Origin of the sequence: Streptomyces sp. 15-116A (genome assembly GCF_025290915.1) — a bacterium.
In the GTDB taxonomy this organism is placed as follows: Bacteria; Actinomycetota; Actinomycetes; order Streptomycetales; family Streptomycetaceae; genus Streptomyces.
On record NZ_JAOCQE010000130.1, the window covers coordinates 1 to 17,355 of the forward strand.

Here is a 17,355-nt window from a genome sequence, read left to right on the forward strand (position 1 = left end):
CGATGGCCTCCTCCCCGGTGTGCGCGACGGCGATCCGGTCGGACGGCTCGGGCCCGGTCGACGCTGGGTCGACCAGGATCTCCTCCAGCAGCGCCTGCGCCACCGGACCGCCCTCCAGTTCCGCGCCGTCCCACTCCACGCGGGCCACGACCACCTGCCAGTGCGGCGCCGCCCCGAGCCCGGGCAGCAGCACCGGCGCGGCCACCCGCAGCCGCGCCGCGATCTCGGCCGGCGCCGCGCCCGTCTGCACCAGCTCCAGCACCTCCTGCGCGAGCCGCCGCCGCACGGTGCGCGCCGCGTCCCGGCGGTCGCGTTCGACCGCGATCAGCTGGGTGACCCCGTGCAGCAGGTCGAGGCGTTCCTCGGCCCACTCGCCGGCGTCCGCCTCGACCGCGAGCAGCCAGTCCGACAGCACCGTCTCGCGCACGTCCCGCGCCGGCTGCGGGGCGCGCCCCGTGCTGCGCACCGGGAACAGGCTGTACGTCGTCTGCCCCAGCGTCACCCGGTGCGGTCCGCGCCGGCCGGTGCGGGCCGCCGCCAGCTGCTCCGTCGCGAGCCGCGCACACATCTCCGCGGGCAGCGGCGGGCCCGCCTCCTTCGACCCGGCGATCAGCCGGCCGGTGGGCGAGAGCACCCAGGCCCGCAGGTCCAGGTCGGAGCCGAGCAGATCGAGGACGACATCGGGGCCGCCGCCCGCGGGACCCGAGGTCATCATCCGCCGGTGCCGGTCCACCACGGCCGCCAGATCCCCGGCCCGCTCACCGGAGACCTGCCGCACCACGTGCTCGGTGACGGTCGCGAACGCCACCGACTCGTGCACCGCGAACAGCGGCAGCCGGTGCCGCGCGCACGCCACCACCAGATCGTCCGGGACCTCGCCCAGCTCCGCCTCACCCGCCGCGAGCGCCACGACCCCGGACTGCACCAGGATCCGTACGAACGGCTCGGAGTCCGCGGCGTCGCGGCGCCAGGCGAGACCCGTCAGCACCAGTTCCCCGCCCGAGAGATAACGGCTGGGGTCCCTGAGGTCGGTGGTCATCACACCGCGCACGGTGCGGTCCAGCTCGTCCTCGCCGCCGAGCAGCTTCAGGCCCAGCGCATCGGTGTCCAGCAGTGCGCGCAGCCGCATTCTCGTCGCCGCCGTTCTTTGTCTCGATATCTACGATGAAACGTGAGGTGATCTTCCGCGGATCTGTCGGCGAGGGCGGCGTCGGTTGGCTGAGCAGCGATACCGGCCGTCTCGTGGACTGTGTCCTCTGTTTCCGGAGGAAGGTCGGGAGGCTCCAGATGACCTCTGTTCATATGAATCTACAAGATGCCCTGGCTGGCCAGCCAACTCCTTCAGCGTTTCCGTGACTGACCCCTGTGGAGCACACGGCGGTGTACTGAGTCCACTCCGGGTGAACAGCACATGAACGAGCCGGCCCCACCGGACCCGGAATGGCTCGATCCGCACGACCCGCACGAGACGACGAAGAGAGCCGGTCATGGACTTCCTGCGCCCCGCCAGCTGGGAGGAGGCGCTCGCCGCGAAGGCCGAGCACCCCACCGCTGTGCCGATCGCGGGCGGCACCGACGTCATGGTCGAGATCAACTTCGACCACCGGCGGCCCGAGTACCTCATGGACCTCAACCGCGTCGGGGAGCTCTCGGAGTGGGAGACCGGCGACGACACCGTGCGGCTCGGCGCCTCCGTCCCGTACTCGGCGATCATGGAGCATCTGCGCCCGGAGCTGCCGGGCCTCGCCCTCGCCTCCCACACGGTCGCCTCCCCGCAGATCCGCAACCGCGGCGGCGTCGGCGGCAACCTCGGCACGGCGTCCCCCGCCGGTGACGCCCACCCCGCCCTGCTGGCCGCGGGCGCCGAGGTGGAGGTGGAGTCGGTGCGCGGCTCCCGCCGCATCCCGATCGACGACTTCTACACCGGCGTGAAGCGCAACGCGCTCGCGCCCGACGAGCTGATCCGCGCCGTCCACATCAAGAAGGCCGAAGGACCTCAGCAGTTCTCCAAGGTCGGCACCCGCAACGCCATGGTCATCGCCGTGTGCGCCTTCGGTCTCGCCCTGCACCCCGAGACCCGTACGGTCCGCACCGGTATCGGCTCGGCCGCCCCGACCCCCGTCCGGGCGAAGGCCGCCGAGGAGTTCCTGAACGCGGCCCTGGACGAGGGCGGCTTCTGGGACAACGGAAAGATCATCACCCCGTCGGTGGCCAAGCAGTTCGCGGACCTGTGCGCCGCCGCCTGCAACCCGATCGACGACGTCCGGGGCACCGCGAGCTACCGCCGCCACGCCGTCGGCGTCATGGCCCGCCGCACACTGACCTGGACCTGGGAGTCGTACCTCGGCACACCCGCATACCGGAAGGGGGGCGTTGCGTGATGCGCGTCAACTTCACCGTCAATGGACGCCCGCAGGAAGCCGACGACGTCTGGGAGGGCGAGTCCCTGCTGTACGTGCTGCGCGAGCGGCTCGGCCTGCCCGGCTCGAAGAACGCCTGCGAGCAGGGCGAGTGCGGCTCCTGCACGGTCCGCCTGGACGGCGTGCCGGTGTGTGCCTGCCTGGTCGCGGCGGGACAGGCCGAGGGCCGCGAGGTCGTCACCGTGGAGGGCCTGGCGGACTACGCCAGGCAGCGCGCCGAGGGCGGCTGCGCGACCGGCGCGTGCGGGACCTCGCTCCAGGACGCCCGCCACTGGAAGGCCGAGGGCACCGACTCGCAGACCGGCGAGGGTACCGAGCTCTCCCCGGTGCAGCAGGCCTTCATCGACGCCGGCGCCGTCCAGTGCGGCTTCTGCACGCCCGGTCTGCTGGTCGCCGCCGACGAGATGCTGGAGCGCAACCCGAACCCGACCGACGCGGACATCCGCGAGGCCCTGTCGGGCAACCTGTGCCGCTGCACCGGCTACGAGAAGATCATGGACGCGGTCCGCCTCGCCGCCGCCCGCCAGTCCGAGGGGGTCTGAGATGCCGACGAACGGCGTTCCCACCAAGATCACCCAGGGCTCGGGGACCAAGGGCGGCATCGGCGAGTCCACCCTCCGCCCGGACGGCATCCTCAAGGTCACCGGAGAGTTCGCGTACTCCTCCGACATGTGGCACGAGGACATGCTGTGGGGCCAGATCCTGCGCTCCACGGTCGCCCACGCCGAGATCGCCTCGATCGACACCTCCGAGGCCCTCGCCACGCCCGGCGTGTACGCGGTCATGACGTACGACGACCTGCCGACCGAGGTGAAGAGGTACGGCCTGGAGATCCAGGACACCCCGGTCCTCGCCCATGGCAAGGTCCGCCACCACGGCGAGCCCGTCGCGATCGTCGCCGCCGACCACCCGGAGACCGCGCGCCGCGCCGCCGCCAAGATCACGGTGGACTACCGCGAACTCCCGGTCATCACCGACGAGAAGTCGGCGCTGGCCCCCGACGCGATCCTCGTCCACGAGAACCGTGACGATCACCACGTGGGCCACGTCCCGCACCCCAACATCGTGCACCGCCAGCCCATCGTCCGGGGCGACGTCGCGGCGGCCCGGGAGCGCGCCGACGTGATCGTCGAGGGCGAGTACACCTTCGGCATGCAGGACCAGGCCTTCCTCGGCCCCGAGTCCGGTCTCGCCGTACCGGAGGAGGACGGCGGCGTCCACCTCTACATCGCCACCCAGTGGCTCCACTCCGACCTGCGCCAGATCGCGCCCGTCCTCGGCCTGCCCGAGGAGAAGGTGCGGATGACCCTGGCCGGCGTCGGCGGCGCGTTCGGCGGCCGCGAGGACCTGTCCATGCAGATCCACGCCTGCCTGCTCGCCCTGCGCACCGGCAAACCCGTCAAGATCGTCTACAACCGCTTCGAGTCCTTCTTCGGCCATGTCCACCGCCACCCGGCGAAGCTGTACTACGAGCACGGCGCGACGAAGGACGGCAAGCTCACCCACATGAGGTGCCGCATCGTCCTGGACGGCGGCGCCTACGCCTCCGCCTCCCCGGCCGTGGTCGGCAACGCCTCCTCCCTGTCCGTCGGCCCCTACGTGATCGACGACGTGGACATCGAGGCCATCGCCCTCTACACCAACAACCCGCCCTGCGGCGCGATGCGCGGCTTCGGCGCCGTCCAGGCGTGCTTCGCCTACGAGGCGCAGATGGACAAGCTGGCCAGGAAGCTCGGCATGGATCCGGTGGAGTTCCGCCGGCTCAACGCCATGGAACAGGGCAGCCTCATGCCGACCGGCCAGCGCGTCGACTCCCCGGCGCCGGTCGCCGAACTCCTGCGCCGCGTCAAGGCGATGCCGATGCCGCCGGAGCGCCAGTGGGAGTCCAGCGAGGGCGCCGACGTGCGCCAGCTGCCCGGCGGACTGTCCAACACCACGCACGGCGAGGGCGTCGTCCGGGGCGTCGGCTACGCGGTCGGCATCAAGAACGTCGGCTTCTCCGAGGGCTTCGACGACTACTCCACGGCGCGCGTGCGGATGGAGGTCGTCGGCGGCGAGCCCGTCGCCACGGTCCACACCGCGATGGCCGAGGTCGGCCAGGGCGGCGTCACCGTCCACGCGCAGATCGCCCGCACCGAGCTGGGCGTCGCCCAGGTGACCATCCACCCCGCCAACACCCAGGTGGGCTCGGCCGGTTCGACCTCCGCGTCCCGCCAGACGTACGTCACCGGCGGCGCGATCAAAAACGCCTGCGAGCTGGTCCGCGAGCGGGTACTGGAGCTGGGCCGCCGCACGTTCGGCTCGTACCACCCCGCTTGGGCCACCGCGGAACTCCTGCTGGAGGGCGGCAAGGTCGTCACCGACGGCGGCGAGGTGCTCGCCGACCTGGTGGACGTCCTCGGTGACGAGGCCGTCGAGGTCGAGGAGGAGTGGCGGCACCGGCCGACCCAGCCCTTCGACCTGCGCACCGGCCAGGGCAACGGCCATGTCCAGTACTCCTTCGCCGCGCACCGCGCGGTGGTGGAGGTGGACACCGAACTCGGCCTGGTGAAGGTGATCGAACTGGCCTGCGCCCAGGACGTCGGCAAGGCGCTGAACCCCTTGTCCGTCATCGGCCAGATCCAGGGTGGCACCACCCAGGGCCTGGGCATGGCGGTCATGGAGGAGATCGTCGTCGACCCGAAGACCGCGAAGGTACGCAACCCGTCCTTCACGGACTACCTCATCCCCACGATCCTCGACACGCCGACCATCCCCGTCGACGTGCTCGAACTCGCCGACGACCACGCCCCGTACGGACTGCGCGGCGTCGGCGAAGCACCCACTCTGTCCTCGACTCCGGCGGTCCTCGCAGCCATCCGCGACGCGACGGGCCTGGAGCTGAACAGAACCCCGGTACGCCCGGAACACCTCACAGGCACGGCATGACGTTCGCCGAGATCGACGGAACGTCGTAACGCCGCTGCCGTTGCGGGCAGTCGTGCCTCCCCCAGTGCCTCAAGGGCCTGGGGGGACCCCCAGGGCGGCACGGGTGGGCGCAACGGCAACCCCGACGCCGGGTCACTGCTCAACCGACTGAGCACACCCTGCGCCGGTTCCCCACACACAGGTGCAGTACCGGGCCGTCCCCCGGGTCTGGCACCTCCCAAATCCCGGCCGAAGCAGAGCGCACGCGACCGGGTGTCCCTTTGAACCTTGGGAGATGGCACCATGACCCAGCAGTCAGTGGAGCCCAGGACCACCGCCGAGGACGCGGGCGCGGGAACCCGCGTCCCGGCCGGCCGGTCCTGGCTCGACCGGTACTTCCACATCACGCACAGAGGATCGACGGTCGCGCGTGAAGTGCGCGGCGGCATCACCACCTTCATGGCGATGGCGTACATCCTCCTGCTCAACCCCCTGATCCTGTCCGGCGAGGACGCCGCGGGCAACACGCTCGGGCAGACCGGACTGATCACGGCGACCGCGTTCGCCGCCGCCCTCACCACCCTGCTGATGGGCTTCGTCGGCAAGGTGCCCCTCGCCCTCGCCGCCGGACTGTCCGTCTCCGGGGTGCTCGCCGGCCAGGTCGCGCCCGAGATGACCTGGCCGCAGGCCATGGGCATGTGCGTGATGTACGGCGTGGTCATCATGCTGCTGGTCGTCACCGGCCTGCGCGAGATGATCATGAACGCGATACCGCTCGCGCTCAAGCACGGCATCACCATGGGCATCGGACTGTTCATCGCCCTGATCGGCCTGGTGAAGGCCGGCTTCGTGCACGAGAACCCCGCCCCCGGCGGCGGTCCCGTGCTGCTCGGCCCCGGCGGTGAACTCGCCGGCTGGCCGGTGCTGCTGTTCGCCGTGACCCTCCTCGCCATCTTCATGCTCCAGGCCCGCGGCATCCCCGGCGCCATCCTGATCGGCATCGTCGGCGGCACGGTGCTCGCCGTCGCGCTGAACGCGTTCGGTGTCGTCGACCCCAAGCAGTGGGCGAGCGGTGCGCCGGAGCTGCACGGCAGCGCCGTCTCCATGCCGGACTTCTCGGTCTTCGGCCAGGTGGAGTTCGGCGGCTGGGGCGAGGTCGGCGCGATGACGGTCGGCATGATCGTCTTCACCCTCGTCCTCGCCGGATTCTTCGACGCCATGGCGACGATCATCGGCGTCGGCACCGAGGCGAAGCTCGCCGACGACAAGGGCCGGATGCCGGGTCTGTCCAAGGCGCTGTTCATCGACGGCGCGGGCGGCGCGATCGGCGGCGTCTCGGGCGCCTCCGGCCAGACCGTCTTCGTCGAGTCGGCGACCGGCGTCGGCGAGGGCGCCCGCACGGGCCTGTCCGCCGTCGTCACCGGACTCTTCTTCGCCGCCTGTCTGTTCTTCACCCCGCTCACGGCGATCGTGCCGGGCGAGGTCGCCGCGGCGGCGCTGGTGGTCATCGGCGCCATGATGATGATGAACGCCCGGCACGTGGACTGGGGCGACCGCGCCACCGCGATCCCGGTCTTCCTCACGGTCGTCCTGATGCCGTTCACCTACACCATCACCACGGGTGTGGCCGCGGGCGTCATCTCCTACGTCGCCATCAAGATCGCCCAGGGCAAGGCGCGCGAGATCGGCGCCTTCATGTGGGGACTGACGGTGATCTTCCTGATCTACTTCGCCCTCAACCCCATCGAGAGCTGGCTCGGCGTGCACTGACCGGCCAGGCGCTGCGGGACGGCCGGACCGTCCCGCAGCGCTTCCGCGTTTGAAGCCGTGGCGTGACGGTCAGGGCGCCGGGGCGGACAGGTCGAGGATCGCCCGGCGGACCTCGTCGAGCAGGTTCATGAGGGCGTTCGCGAGGTGTTCCTGCTGCCTCGGGTTCTGCCGGGCCGCCAGCGTCTGCATGCGCAGCACCGGATTGACCAGGAACTGGTGCAGCGGCTTCGCCGCGGCCGCCACATCGTGCAGCAGATCCTGCACGCGACCGAGACCGGCCGCGCCGGCCGGCAGCGCGGTGGCGGACTGTATCTGCACCCGGCTCAGTTCCAGCCGCAGCTGGGTGGCCCTGCGCTGGACGAACAGCACCACGTCCGACTTCAAGTGGCCGAACGCCGTGTCGGAGACTTGCTGCGCGGGCCGTTCGAAGGTGCTCCAGATGTCGGTCAGGACCGCCGGAACCGCCCCCGCATCCTCGGCAGGACGCCGAGCGGCATCCGGTGGGGACGCGGGCGCAGGCACGCCGGGTGCCGGCTCCGTCCGCCGCACGGCGGCCGGGAGCGCCGGGGCGCTAATAGCCGGGGACTCGGGCGCAGGGTCGCTGGGCGCCGGTCCCACTTGCCCCACGACTACCGGGAGCGCCGGGGCGGTCTCCTCCTCCTGCCCGGTCCGGTGCGGCGCGCCGCCCGGCGTCGGCACCTCGGCGGACCTCGGCCGCTCCACGTCCACACAGTCCAGGTACGCCCCGCACGCGTGGGCCGCGAGGAAGAAGAACCACGAGCGGTCACGGTCCGGGTACCGGTCGCGTGCGGTGAACATCAGGGCGCACGCCTGCAGCGCCAGAAACCACTGGAGCCGCCAGACCCGCCCGACGCCCCGCCCGGCAGCCCACCCGATCAGCTCCGTCCGCACCCGGACGACCAGCTCCGCCAGACCTTGCGGAATCAGCGGCCCCTCGCAACGTGACTCGCACTCCGGACCGGTGTCGGTGAGCGCCGCCAGCAGTTCCGCCCGGGCCGCCTCGGACAGATGGGGCAGATAGGCGTCGGCGATCAGGCACAGCAGCAGGTGCACGGGGTCGCGGGCCAGCAGCGCGTGCTCGCTGAACCGGGACAGGTCGATGAGCCAGTAGTCCTCCGGCGGGGCGTCCGCGCGTACCGGGACCATGATGTTGCCCGGATGCAGGTCACCATGGCCGCGCCCCCGGGCGGCGAACCTCACCGGCCGCCCGTTCAGCGGTGAACCGCCGGACAGCGCAAGCGGGTTGGGCAGGGCAGGGGCGCCCTCCGCCGGCGCGAACCACACCCGCTCGTCCGCCTCGGCGTCCACGTGCGCGCGGACCCACGTCCGCAGTGGACTGTCCTCGTCGACACGCGCACCGAGCAACTCCCGGACGAACCGCGCCGCCGTGAGCTCCGTGTCGAACGCCGGGTCCTGCGGATTCCAGCCGCTCAGCACCCCTTTGACGATCTGAGCGGCCAGCCGCGGCAGGCGCCCGCTGCGGCCGAGCGCGGCGAGCGTTCTCGTCTCGTCCTTCCCGTCCCCGGCAGGGTGCTGGAACATGACCCAGCAGTCGCCCAGTTTCCAGGCCTTCTCCGCCAGCCTGACCAGATGCCGGTCGATGAAGGCCTCGTTGCCCGGCACCCGGCTGCGCAGCGCGGCCCCGTGGTTGCGCGGCTCGGGCTGGGCGTCCGGGGTGGGCGCGACCAGTTTGATGACCCGCATGCCCCCGGTACGCCGGTGATCCAGCTCCCGGACGAACGCCGACACCAGCTTGCCGCCGCTGCGGCCGGTGTCCAGCAGTTCCGGCTCGGCCAGCTCGAGATCGTTCGCCTGCAGCCATTCGGCCAGGGCCAGGTCCACGGCGGGGTCGCCGAAGGCCCGTAAGACATGGGGGTTCTGGGACGGGGAACGGTCCATGTCCCTCAGTATGGCCGGATGCCCGCCTGCTCCCGGTGTGCGGCGGGCGCGGGGCGGGGATGTGATATGCCATGCCCTGCGGGCGGGCAGGCAAGGGGGAATCGACGTGGCACGTCTCAGGGGGAGCCGGCGTCTGCGCCGCGGGCCGCGGTCCGGCACGGTCGACGCCCGGACGCTCGGCGACGTCATCGCAGCGCGGGACGCGGACGGCCAACCGGCCCAGCACTACGAGGGGTTGCGCATCACCGGCGCACTGCGCCTCGACCGCCGGCGCCTGAGCACCGCCCTCGCCTTCGTCAACTGCGTGTTCGAGGACCCCGTCGACCTCACCGACCTGACGGTCCCCTCCCTGGACCTGTCCGGCTCGGTCCTCCCCGCCCTGCGGGCCGACCGCATCACCGTCGACGGTGAACTCCGCCTGTCCGGCACCCACGTGGGTGACGGCACGCCCGGCCCCCGCCCGATGACCGACCCCGCGGACTCCACAACCGGCCGGCGGGCACCCCGGCGCCTGGACGAGGACACCGCCACCGCGGCCGTACGGATGGCCGACGCGCGGATCGCGGGCAACCTCGTCGCCGAGGCGCTCACCGTGACCGACGGCAGCCCCTGGTCCCTGCTCGCACCGCGGCTCACCGTCGAGGGCTCCGTCCACGGCCGCGGCCTGACCGCCAACGGTGCCCTCTACCTGCGGGACGCCCGGGTCACCCACGCCGTCAACCTGCACGCCGCCGACGTCGGCGGCATCGACGCCACCGGGATCACCTGCACCGGCTTCTACGCGGACTGGGGCTTCCGCAGCACCGGCCAGGTGCTGCTGCGGGCAGCCGAGGTCGCCGGGGTGGCGACCTTCCACGACGCCGTCCTGGCCGCGCCCGACGGCTCCCTGCTGTGCGGCCGGCTGCGCGTCCCGCGCCTCAGGCTGGACCTGCGCGAACCGCCCGCCGGCAAGGTGGTCCTGCAGGACGCCACCGTCGACGTACTGGTCGACTCCGAGGCCACCTGGCCCGCGCCGGGCGCCCTGTCCCTGGAGGGCTTCGCCTACCAGCGGCTGGAGACCGCCCGGCCCGTCGACGTCCGCACCCGCATCACCTGGCTCACCCGCGACCCCCGGACCGGCGCCCGGGCCTTCGAGCAGCTGGCGACGTCGTACGAGAGCGGCGGCGACGAACGCGCCGCCCGCACCGTACGGCACGCCAAGGAGCGTCACCTCAGCCGCAACGACCGCCTGACGGGACGGGTGTGGGGCCTCGTCCAGGACGTGCTGTTCGGCTACGGGTACGCGCCCCGGCGCGCCCTGCTGTGGCTGCTGTCGCTCGTCGCCGCGGGCGCAGCGTGGTTCGCGACGCACCCGCCACGCCCGGTCGGCGGCGACTCCAAACGCGCCTGGGATCCCGTTCTGTACAGCCTCGACCTGCTCATCCCCGTGGCGAGCCTCGGACACCGGGGAGCCTGGGACCCCACGGGGGCGAGCAAGGCCGTCGCACTGCTCCTGGTGGTGTCCGGCTGGGTGCTCGCTACGGCCGTGATCGCGGGGGCTCGGCGGGTGCTGGGCCGGGGCTGACCTTTCGCAGACAACCCGGCGTACATCGGGCATCTGCCGGTACGCTCGATCCGGCGCCGCCCCACACATGACGTGCCGAGGCCGTGCCGACCTGCGGACGAGGACCGGCATCGCCGACGAGCGGGACCCGAGGTACTTCATGGCACGTGACGACTACTGGGTGGCCATATCCCGGGATCGGGAACTGCTCGGCGGCGGCTTCTTCGTGACCGGTTCCTATGTGCTCACCTCCACGGCCTGCGTGCCCGGACTGCGGGAGCGGGACCCGGTGGACGTCCACACCGCACAGGGACTGCCGCTGCGGGCCATGGTGTTCGAGCTGGCGGAGGACGTCGGTCTCGCGCTGATCAGCGTGCTGTCGGATCCCGGGGCGGAGTACGGCGCACCCCAGGCCGACAGCGCCGCCAAGGGTGACGCCTGGTACGCCCCCTACCGTCCCGGCCCCGCGAGGGCGGCCCTGCACGGCACGGTCGACGCGGTCGTCTGCGACCGGCGGGACGGCGACGGCCGCCCGCTGTGCCTCGTCGAACTCGCCGGCGACCCGTCACTGGAGGCCGGCGAGGGCTATGCGGGAGGACCCGTGGAGCGGCGCACGGCGGGTCATGATCCCGCCGTCTTCGGCATCCTCCTCGACGCCGAGGCCGCGGCCCGGCTGAGCGAGTCGGGCGAGGGCACGCTGGCAGCAGGTGCGCTGAGCAGCGCGTTCGAGGTCTTCGAGCGGCTGTCGGCGGAGTCTCTGATGGGGCTGCTGAGCGAAGGGCTGACCAGGGCGCCCGCACCCACCACCGACCCCGTGCCCGGCACCGCCGACTCGGCAGACTCCCGGCGGGGCCGGGAACTCAAGGCGCGGGAAGTCTTCGAGACCGGCCGGTTCCTGGCCCGGGAGATGAACGCCCTGGCGGCCGAGAACCCGCTGCTCGCACGGGACATGGACCCGTACTACATGCGATTGGCGAACGAGGTGTGCGACGAGGCGTTCCGGGTTGTGTGGGGGGACCAGGACGGTGATTGACTCCTTCGCGGCGGCGGCCGAGAGCGCCCAGGAGGCGCTGCGTGATCCCGGCGGACTGCGCTTCGCCCATGTGCCGAGTCTCGTCGCTTTCGTATCGGGCTTACGGACCGACGGTGACGACCCCCCGTGGGATGCCCGCGAACTCGCCCAGGGAGTACGGCTGAACCGGCTCCTGTGGGAACTGGGGTTGCGGGACGAGGCCCACCGGCTCTTCGACGTGCTGGCGGTGTGCATCGAGCGGGCACCGGTGGACGCGCCGCACGCACTGGAACTGCGTAACTGTCTGGCCGTGGTGGCCATGGCGCTCGGGTTGCGGAATGAGGCGCGACGCATCCTCAAGTCGGTGACGCTCGCCGGCCGGGAGATCAGTGTGATCACCTGGATCAATCGGGCGGCCGTCGACCTGGCGCTGGGGGACATCGCCTCGGCGACCATGACCTCCTGGTTCGCCCGGAGGCAGCTCCACGAACTCGAAGCGGAACACAGCGCCGAACTGGACGAGATGCTGGCCGCCGTGGAGTTGCGCCTCGCGTCCGTCTCTTCGTACCCGCCTGTGACGGGCGAACGCGCGGACACCGGAGACGCACCCTTCGTGAGGAAGCCGGTCCGCCGTCCACCGGCCCCCGATAGCCGCCTGAGTGAACTCGCCCGCCACGCCACCGCGTTCGTGAGGGAAGTCGGTGATAACGACCCGCGCGCCTTTCTTTCGGTCGCCGGTGTCGCCCTCGCCCGGGGCACCGCCGCGCTGCGCGCCCAGGACACCAAGACGCTCACGATGTCCGTGCACGTGCTGGAAGTCGCCTGCCAGCGGCTGTCGGCGATGCTCGGCGCCGACCATCCGCAGGTGCTCGGCGTCCTCGCCGACCTCGCGGCCGTCCAGGTGGAGTCCGCCCGGGTGACCCGCTCGGCGGCGCGGCTGGAGCGGGCGGTGGCCCAGCTCGCGTCCGTCTCCGAACGCCTCGACGCACGGCTCGGACCCGGACACCCCCGGTCCGTGGCGGCGCTGGCCAATCTGGTCACCGCCCAGGTGGAGTCGGTCCGGGCGACCGGCGAGGCCGAGAAGGCGGACCGGGCGGAACGGACGGCCGAGGTACTGGCCGAGCAAGCCCGGCGGGCCGGGGAGCGGCTCGGCGAACAGCATCCGGTGACCCGGCTGGTGCGGGCCTCATCGCGTACCTGCCGCAGGATCGCCGCACGGGGCGACGACCTGTGGGACGGCGGCAGCACGATGCTGATGACACTGACCGAAGCACCACGGGGGTGGGTGACCGACGCGCGGGCGTATCGCTCGTTCGACGAGGCCGTGGAGCAACTCTCCCGGGATGAAGGGCCGGAAGACGGCTATCCCGGTCTGATCGCCATCGGAAACATGGTGATCAACAACATGGTGGTGTACGCCGACGCCGGGCCCGCGGACCTCACTCCCGGGGAGATCGTGCTCGGCACGGTCGTCGCCGTTCGCCTCGGTGAGGCGCTGCTGTCCCTGGTCCGCGGTGGCACGGGCGTCGTGCCCTTCCACGAGCTGTCACTCCGGCCCGAGGCCGACGCACACCTGCTGGAGGTGGGGCAGCGCGTCGAGGCCATGGCCCTCGGCCGCCGGAACGCGGAGGGTAACCCCGTCCTGTCCGTCCGGCGCGCCCGAGCCGAGCCTGCCTGGGACAGGCTCCAGTTCGCCGTAGGCATGGACGGCGACGTCACCGGAACCGTCATCGACACGGTCAGGGGCGGCCTCGTGATCGACGTCGGCGTACGTGCTTTCCTGCCGGCCGACCTCGTCGACCGGCGGCGTGGCGCCGATCCGCGTCACCTGCTCGGCACGGAGTTGGAGACGAAGATCACCGACCTCGACCGGAGGCGCGGCCTGGTGATGCTCTCCCGTCGCGCCTGGCTGGAGGATAAGGACCTCGCCAGGCACACGGCCGGGCACACGCGCGCGCCCGCGGCCGTCCTGCCCGGCCGGGTGTTCCCCGCGCGGGTGACGGAGGTCTCCGAGGAGGGAGCGTTCGTGGACGGGGGTGTCCTGGACGGGCCCGGGCTGATCCCTCGGGAGGAACTGTCGTGGCGGCACGTCGACGATCCGTCGGACGTCGTGCGCGTGGGGGAGAGGATCCTGGTCCGGGTGCTCGGCCGCGATGCCGACGGCGGGCGCGGCACGCTGTCTCTGCGAGCGGTCCGGAATCATCCCTGGCGTGCGTTCACGGTCTTCCACCGGCTGGGGGAGATCATCGAGGCCACCGTCACGAAGGTCCTTCCCGACGGCGCCGTCGTCCGCGTGGAGGAGGGCATCGACGGTCTCGTCCGCCACTACGTCCCCGCGGACGGCGGGGAGTCCGAGCCGGACGGGGTCCTGATCCCGGGAGAGCGGATCTTCGTCGCCGTCACCGACATCGACTACGACCGCCGGCGCCTGTCCTTCTCTCTGGGTGAGGCCGACGCCGTGGCGGTCGCAGGGGGCGAGCCGTCCCCCGTTCGATACGGAATGGCCGCGTACTGCGACAGCGCGGGACAGCTGATCCTCCCGGACGGATACGACGAGGAGGACGGAACCTGGCTGCCGGGCTTCCAGGAACAGCGTGAACACTGGGAAGGCATGGTCAGGGAGGTCACGCAGCGCTGTACGCGGCACCGGGAATGGGTCGCCCGGCGGCGCCGCCGCATCTCGGGTGACTAGCTCACGGCTCCCTCAGCAGCCGGTTCACCTCCCGCCCGAACACGTAACGCCCCGCTCGGGCCAGCACCGCGTCCAGCGCACGCGGTACGGCCCGCACCCGGATCTCCTCGCGCCACACCACCCGGGCCCGCCCGCCCGGGCCCCTGCGCACCTCCAGCTCGGCCCAGCCCCTGACGATCCGTCCGCGCTTCTCCAGGCGGCACAGGCCGGGGGAGTCGTCCTGCGGGGGCCGCCACACCGTCACCTCCATCGGGTCGTCGAAGGCCAGCGGGCCGAGGCCCGTGCGGGCGACGATGCGGGTGCCCTCGTCGGTGGGTGGGGGAGTGGTGACGGTGACCCGGGTCAGGGGGACCGAGTCGCCGTGCCGGTGCCACCGGGTGAGCCGGCGCCAGGCCTCGTCGACAGGGAGAGGCACGGTGCGCTGGAGCTGGAATGCGGCCACGTGGGGATCCTAAGTAATCCGCTCCGGCCTCCGGCCCGCTCCGCTCACCGTCACCCGCTCGGCCCAGTCGGCGGTGGTCCCTTCATGGCCGGTCCGTCGCCTGATCCGTCACCGAGTGGCACGGAAACACGGTGACGTACCGTGAAAAAACGGTGCCTACCGGGTCAGGTTGGCTCCAAGTGTTTGAGACAGCCGCAAGTACGGCACCCGCGTCTCCTGAGCCTCACATGTCGCTCGGAGACGGAGAGACCCCATGCGCATCCTCGGGATCAACGCCCTCTTCCACGACCCCGCCGCCGCCCTGGTCGTCGACGGCCGGACCGTGGCCGCGGCCGAGGAGGAGCGCTTCAGCCGGCGCAAGCACGGCAAACGGCCGGTGCCGTTCTCCGCCTGGGAACTGCCCGAGCTGTCCGCCCGCTGGTGCCTCGCCCGGGCGGGCCTCGCCCCCGCGGAGCTCGACGCCGTCACCTACTCCTTCGACCCCGCGCTCGCCCGGCCCGCCCGCGACATGGGCCTGGACGACCCCTGGGACCCGCTGCGCCTGGCCTACGCCCGCCGCGCGCCCGAGTTCCTCGCCGAGGCGCTGCCCGGACTCGACCCCGCCCGGGTCGTCTTCGTCCCCCACCACATCGCCCACGCCGCCTCCGCCGGACCCGCCTCCCCGTACCCGGACAGCGCCGTCCTCGTCCTCGACGGCCGCGGCGAGGCCGCCTCCCACCTGGCCGGCCGCTACCGCGACGGCAAGCTCGACACCGTCGCCGCCCAGGCCCTGCCCGACTCCCTCGGCCTGGTCCACGAGGAGCTCACCGCCCACCTCGGCTTCCTGCGCAGCAGCGACGAGTACAAGGTCATGGCGCTCGCCTCCTACGGCACCCCGCGCCACCTGCCCCGCCTGCGCGAGTACGTCCACCCCACCGGCCACGGCGGCTTCCGCGCCCACGGCGTCGACTGGACCGCCCTCACCCCGCCCCGCGCCCCGGACGAACCCTGGAACCAGGACCACGCCGACCTCGCCGCGAGCGCCCAGGCCGTCCTGGAGGAGGTCCTGCTGGAGCTCGCGCACTGGCTGCAGCGCGAGGCCGGCGGCGAGGCGCTCACCCTGGCCGGCGGCGTCGCCCTCAACTGCGTCGCCAACTCCAAGATCGCCGCGCGCGGCCCGTACCGCCACGTGTGGGTGCAGCCCGCCGCCGGTGATGCCGGTACCGCGCTCGGCGGCGCCCTGCACCTGGCCGCGCAGGAAGGCGTCCCGCAGCCGATGCCTGGCGCCGACCTCGGCCGCGACTGGAGCGACGACGAGCTGCGCGGCCGGCTGGAGCGGGCGGCGATCCCGTACGAGAAGCCCGCCGACATCGCCGAGACCGTCGCCGAGGAACTGGCCCGGGACGGCATCGTCGCCTGGTTCCAGGGCCGCGGCGAGTACGGGCCGCGCGCCCTCGGACACCGGTCCCTGCTCGCCCACCCCGGGCGCGCCGAGAACCTGGAGCGGCTCAACCACGTCAAGGGCCGCGAGGAGTTCCGCCCGGTCGCCCCGATGGTCCTCGCCGACCGCGCCGCCGAACTGTTCTCCGGCGGCCCGCTGCCCAGCCCGTACATGCTCTTCGTGCACGACGTCGACGAGGCGTGGCGCGAGCGGATCCCGGCCGTCGTCCACGTCGACGGCACCGCCCGCACCCAGACCGTCGACGAGGGCGCCGAGCCGCTGGTCGCGCGGATGCTGCGGGCCTTCGAACGGCACACCGGGCTGCCCGTCGTGGTCAACACCAGCCTCAACACCGCCGGCCGGCCCATGGTCGACGATCCCCGCGACGCGCTGGAGTGCTTCGGCTCCGCGCCTGTGGACCTGCTCGCCCTCGGGCCGTACGCCGTGCGCAGGGGGAGGGCCTTCGCATGACGCCGTACGCCGTCGTGATCCCCACCCTGGTGCGGGACAGCCTCGCCGACTGCCTGGCCGCGCTCGCCGCCGCGCACGGGCCGCGCCCCGAGCGGATCGTCCTCGTCGACGACCGGCGCGAGCCCGGACCCGGGGCGCTGGAACACCCGCTGAGCGTCCTCGGGGACCTGCGCGAACGGACCGTCGTGGTACGGAGCGGGGGCCGCGGACCCGCCGCCGCCCGCAACACCGGGCTGCGCTCGGTCGACGCGCCGTGGGTCGCCTTCCTCGACGACGACGTCCAGGTGGGCCCGTACTGGTGCGACCAGCTCGCCCGCGACCTCGCCGAGGCACCGCCCGACACGGCCGGCGTCCAGGGCATCATCACCGTGCCGCTGCCGGGCGAGCGGCGCCCCACCGACTGGGAACGCGCCACCGCCGGGCTCGCGCGGGCCCGCTGGATCACCGCCGACATGGCCTACCGCACCGAGGCGCTCAAGCAGGTCGGCGGCTTCGACGAACGCTTCCCGCGCGCCTTCCGCGAGGACGCCGACCTCGCGCTGCGCGTCCTCGACGCCGGATGGCGCATCCGCCGCGGCGGGCGCACCACCCGCCATCCCGTACGGCCCGCCTCCCGCTGGGTGTCGGTGAAGCAGCAGCGCGGCAACGCCGACGACGCGCTGATGCGGCGCCTGCACGGGCCCGGCTGGTGGGAACGGGCGGTCGCGCCACGCGGCCGGATCCGCCGCCACGCCGCGATCACCGCCGCGGGCGTCGCC

At 72.6% G+C, this 17,355-nt stretch carries 12 protein-coding genes; 9 read left to right on the forward strand and 3 right to left on the reverse strand.

Going from position 1 to position 17,355, the window contains the following annotated elements:
* A partial coding sequence (locus N4P33_RS20585; RefSeq protein WP_260828119.1) for a PucR family transcriptional regulator ligand-binding domain-containing protein occupies nucleotides 1–1,129 on the reverse strand: 1,129 nt, incomplete at its 3' end.
* Between the two features lie 358 nt (nucleotides 1,130–1,487).
* Here N4P33_RS20585 and N4P33_RS20590 point away from each other — a divergent pair.
* From N4P33_RS20590 to N4P33_RS20605, 4 genes are all read left to right on the forward strand, one after another.
* Entirely contained in the window at nucleotides 1,488–2,381 is an 894-nt protein-coding gene (locus N4P33_RS20590; protein ID WP_260828120.1) for a xanthine dehydrogenase family protein subunit M, read from the forward strand.
* Complete coding sequence (locus tag N4P33_RS20595) at nucleotides 2,381–2,962, forward strand: (2Fe-2S)-binding protein (RefSeq protein ID WP_260828121.1); 582 nt, start codon at nucleotides 2,381–2,383, stop codon at nucleotides 2,960–2,962. Before N4P33_RS20590 ends, N4P33_RS20595 begins: the two co-directional genes overlap by 1 nt.
* 1 nt (nucleotide 2,963) lies before the next feature.
* Nucleotides 2,964–5,348 carry a xanthine dehydrogenase subunit D gene (pucD, locus tag N4P33_RS20600; protein ID WP_260828122.1) on the forward strand — a complete coding sequence of 795 codons (2,385 nt, stop codon included), beginning with the start codon at nucleotides 2,964–2,966 and terminating at the stop codon, nucleotides 5,346–5,348.
* Nucleotides 5,349–5,630: 282 nt separating this feature from the next.
* Nucleotides 5,631–7,097 (forward strand): NCS2 family permease, encoded by a 1,467-nt coding sequence (locus N4P33_RS20605; RefSeq protein ID WP_260828123.1) that lies wholly within the window; start codon nucleotides 5,631–5,633, stop codon nucleotides 7,095–7,097.
* A 69-nt stretch (nucleotides 7,098–7,166) separates the two neighbouring features.
* Here N4P33_RS20605 and N4P33_RS20610 read toward each other — a convergent pair whose 3' ends face one another.
* Entirely contained in the window at nucleotides 7,167–9,017 is a 1,851-nt protein-coding gene (locus N4P33_RS20610) for a hypothetical protein (protein WP_260828124.1), read from the reverse strand.
* A 106-nt stretch (nucleotides 9,018–9,123) separates the two neighbouring features.
* Here N4P33_RS20610 and N4P33_RS20615 point away from each other — a divergent pair, with 106 nt between their 5' ends.
* The 3 genes from N4P33_RS20615 to N4P33_RS20625 all read left to right on the forward strand — a co-directional run bounded on the left by N4P33_RS20615 (nucleotide 9,124) and on the right by N4P33_RS20625 (nucleotide 14,264).
* A complete protein-coding gene (locus N4P33_RS20615; protein ID WP_260828125.1) occupies nucleotides 9,124–10,581 on the forward strand; it encodes a hypothetical protein in 1,458 nt (485 codons plus the stop codon).
* Nucleotides 10,582–10,648: 67 nt separating this feature from the next.
* Entirely contained in the window at nucleotides 10,649–11,593 is a 945-nt protein-coding gene (locus N4P33_RS20620) for a hypothetical protein (RefSeq protein ID WP_260828126.1), read from the forward strand.
* Nucleotides 11,586–14,264: a S1 RNA-binding domain-containing protein gene (locus N4P33_RS20625; RefSeq protein ID WP_260828127.1), complete on the forward strand. Its 2,679-nt coding sequence runs from the start codon at nucleotides 11,586–11,588 to the stop codon at nucleotides 14,262–14,264. Before N4P33_RS20620 ends, N4P33_RS20625 begins: the two co-directional genes overlap by 8 nt.
* Before the next feature lies 1 nt (nucleotide 14,265).
* Here N4P33_RS20625 and N4P33_RS20630 read toward each other — a convergent pair whose 3' ends face one another.
* Nucleotides 14,266–14,706, reverse strand: a complete 441-nt coding sequence (locus N4P33_RS20630) for an SRPBCC family protein (protein ID WP_260828128.1) — start codon at nucleotides 14,704–14,706, stop codon at nucleotides 14,266–14,268.
* Nucleotides 14,707–14,959: 253 nt separating this feature from the next.
* Here N4P33_RS20630 and N4P33_RS20635 point away from each other — a divergent pair, with 253 nt between their 5' ends.
* Together N4P33_RS20635 and N4P33_RS20640 are read left to right on the forward strand one after the other, a co-directional pair.
* Entirely contained in the window at nucleotides 14,960–16,597 is a 1,638-nt protein-coding gene (locus tag N4P33_RS20635) for a carbamoyltransferase C-terminal domain-containing protein (protein ID WP_260828129.1), read from the forward strand.
* Nucleotides 16,594–17,355: glycosyltransferase family 2 protein (locus tag N4P33_RS20640; protein WP_260828130.1), on the forward strand; the 762-nt coding region annotated here is incomplete at its 3' end. The genes N4P33_RS20635 and N4P33_RS20640, both read left to right, overlap by 4 nt.